Below are 223 nucleotides of genomic sequence, written 5' to 3' on the forward strand. Positions count from 1 at the left end.
GTGGCAGGCACCTTTTTTCTCGATGCCGGCGGCCCGGATATAGCCGCTCACGGCATTCGTGATACCGTTCGGCTGCAACCCGTCGAGACCGTCCATTGCCACGAACAGCGATTGGATGTCCGGGGTGACCAGCAGTTGCGGGCGAACCTGCTGCTGATAGAACTGGAGCCAGTTTAAGGCCCGTTCGCCGAGGGGCAATACCCGGTCTTTATTCCCCTTGCCC

At 60.5% G+C, this 223-nt stretch carries 1 pseudogene; it reads right to left on the bottom strand.

What is annotated here, in order from left to right:
* A pseudogene (locus ACGF49_RS25495) lies at positions 1-223 on the bottom strand (recombinase XerD); the annotation flags it as partial.

The organism is Photorhabdus sp. RM96S (assembly GCF_042879335.1).
GTDB lineage: Bacteria > Pseudomonadota > Gammaproteobacteria > Enterobacterales > Enterobacteriaceae > Photorhabdus > Photorhabdus kayaii.